The 2,446-nt window shown below is 68.4% G+C and carries 2 protein-coding genes; one reads left to right on the top strand and one right to left on the bottom strand.

What is annotated here, in order from left to right:
• Positions 1-356 precede the first annotated feature (356 nt).
• Positions 357-1,535, top strand: a complete 1,179-nt coding sequence (nylB, locus tag AB0O71_RS15400) for a 6-aminohexanoate-dimer hydrolase (RefSeq protein ID WP_012476896.1) — start codon at positions 357-359, stop codon at positions 1,533-1,535.
• Positions 1,536-1,735: 200 nt separating this feature from the next.
• Here nylB and smpB read toward each other — a convergent pair whose 3' ends face one another.
• Entirely contained in the window at positions 1,736-2,212 is a 477-nt protein-coding gene (gene smpB / locus AB0O71_RS15395; protein ID WP_079941838.1) for an SsrA-binding protein SmpB, read from the bottom strand.
• Positions 2,213-2,446: the final 234 nt, after the last annotated feature.

Genomic DNA, 2,446 nt, shown 5'->3' with positions numbered 1-2,446 from the left:
TGGGCATGCTCAACCACCATTTCGCAGCAGCCGCCTGATCGGCGCAGAGCGACAGCCTACCTCTGACTGCCGCCAATCTTTGCAACAGAGCCCCGCAACCGATACGATGGCCTCGATCTCTTCGATGAGCGCCCGGGGGCCAAGTACTGGTACACCGGTGGCTTCAGCATTCCCGGCCTCGCCGCGGGGATCATCGGCGGCGCAGCCGCCTCCTTCTTCCTCACCACCGACTTCTGGAGCGGCGCGATCGCCGAGGCCATGGGCTACATCGATCTCTCCGCTCCCGTTGCGATGATCGTCAGCGGCGGACTGTACTACCTCTTCACCCGCCGCGGCCACACCTTCGGAGACGCTCGATGAACACGCCCACCACCGGCTCGCACCCCGCCCGATACCCCGACGCCGCCGCGGGTGAACCGACGCTCGACAGCTGGCAGGAGCCCCCGCACAACCGCTGGGCCTTCGCTCACCTCGGCGAGATGGTGCCCTCGGCAGCGGTCTCGCGGCGCCCGGTGAACGCGCCCGGTCATGCCCTCGCGCGGCTCGGCGCGATCGCGGCGCAGCTTCCCGACCTCGAACAGCGCCTCGAACAGACCTACACCGACGCCTTCCTCGTGCTGCGCGGAACGGAGGTCGTGGCCGAGTACTACCGCGCCGGCTTCGCGCCCGACGACCGTCACCTGCTGATGAGCGTCTCGAAGTCGCTGTGCGGCACGGTCGTCGGAGCACTGGTCGACGAGGGGCGCATCGATCCCGCGCAGCCCGTCACCGAGTATGTACCCGAGCTCGCCGGCTCCGTCTACGACGGGCCCTCCGTGCTGCAGGTGCTCGACATGCAGATCTCGATCGACTACAACGAGGACTACGTCGATCCCGCATCCGAGGTGCAGACCCACGGTCGCTCGGCCGGCTGGCGCACGCGCCGCCACGGCGACCCGGCCGACACCTACGAGTTCCTCACCACCCTCCGCGGCGACGGCAGCACCGGCGAGTTCCAGTACTGCTCGGCGAACACCGACGTACTCGCCTGGATCGTCGAACGGGTCACCGGTCTGCGCTACGTCGAAGCGCTCTCCACGTACCTGTGGGCGAAGCTCGACGCCGACCGCGACGCTACCATCACCGTCGACACGACGGGTTTCGGCTTCGCGCACGGCGGCGTCTCCTGCACGGCGCGGGATCTCGCGCGCGTGGGGCGCATGATGCTCGACGGCGGCGTCGCCCCCGGTGGCCGCGTGGTCTCCGAGGACTGGGTGCGTCGCGTACTCGCCGGCGGATCGCACGAGGCGATGACCGACAAGGGCTTCACGAACACCTTCCCCGACGGCAGCTACACCCGCCAGTGGTGGTGCACGGGCAACGAGCGCGGCAACGTGAGCGGCATCGGCATCCACGGGCAGAATCTGTGGCTCGACCCGCTCACCGACTCCGTGATCGTCAAGCTGTCGTCGTGGCCCGATCCCGACACCGAGCACTGGCACCGGCTGCAGAACGGGATCCTGCTCGACGTCAGCCGCGCGCTCGACGCAGTGTAGCCACGGTCGCTCCGCTCGCGGCGGGCCTCCCCCGCCGGTTGAGCGGGCCCCCGCTGGTTGAGCGAGGAGCGCAGCGACGAGTCGAAACCCGACCGCCCCGGGTTTCGACTCGCTCCGCTCGCTCAACCAGCGGGGGCCCGCTCAACCGGCGGGGCCGCCCGGCTCGCCCGGGCCGACTGAATCGCACCGGGTCGCGGGCGCTACTCCCCCAGCCGGTTCTTGCTGCGCATGGCCCGCTCGGCCTCGCGCTTGTCCTGCCGTTCGCGCAGCGTCTGCCGCTTGTCGTATTCCTTCTTGCCCTTCGCGAGGGCGATCTCGACCTTCGCGCGGCCGTCCAGGAAGTACAGGCGCAGCGGCACGATCGTCATGCCGCCCTCGCGGGTCTTCTGGTAGAGCTTGTCGATCTGCTGGCGATGCAGCAGCAGCTTGCGCTTGCGGCGCGGCGCGTGGTTGGTCCACGACCCGTTGAGGTACTCGGGGATGTACGCCGCGTCGAGCCAGGCCTCGCCGCGCTCGATGAAGACGTAGCCGTCGACGAGCGACGCGCGCCCCATGCGCAGCGATTTCACCTCGCTGCCGGTGAGCACCAGGCCCGCCTCGTAGGTGTCGAGGATGTTGTACTCGTGCCGGGCCTTCTTGTTGGAGGCGATCAGCTTCTCGCCGGTCTCCTTGGGCATGTCACATCCTTTCTGCCGTCGGGCTGGTGCGGGATCCGCGCTCACGCGCGAGGATCCAGCCTACCGCACCCTCGCCGCTAGACCCGCAGATACCGCGTGATCGCGATCTTCGCCGCGATCGCCGAGAGGATCACGCCCACGAGGGCTCTGTTGCAAAAATCGTGAAGCTTGAGCATGCTTGGCGGAGATTGGACGGACGGAACGATGACGGATTTCAAGTGGCGCCATTTCCAG

Origin of the sequence: Leucobacter sp. NPDC077196 (assembly GCF_040687075.1) — a bacterium.
GTDB lineage: Bacteria > Actinomycetota > Actinomycetes > Actinomycetales > Microbacteriaceae > Leucobacter.
The sequence above is the reverse complement of the archived record's forward strand: the minus strand, read 5'-3'. Positions and strand labels throughout refer to the sequence as shown.

Coding starts and splice junctions, on each gene's coding strand:
- nylB (WP_012476896.1), top strand. CDS start 357: ATGAACACGCCCACCACCGGCTCGCACCCCGCCCGATACCCCGACGCC.
- smpB (WP_079941838.1), bottom strand. CDS start 2,212: ATGCCCAAGGAGACCGGCGAGAAGCTGATCGCCTCCAACAAGAAGGCC.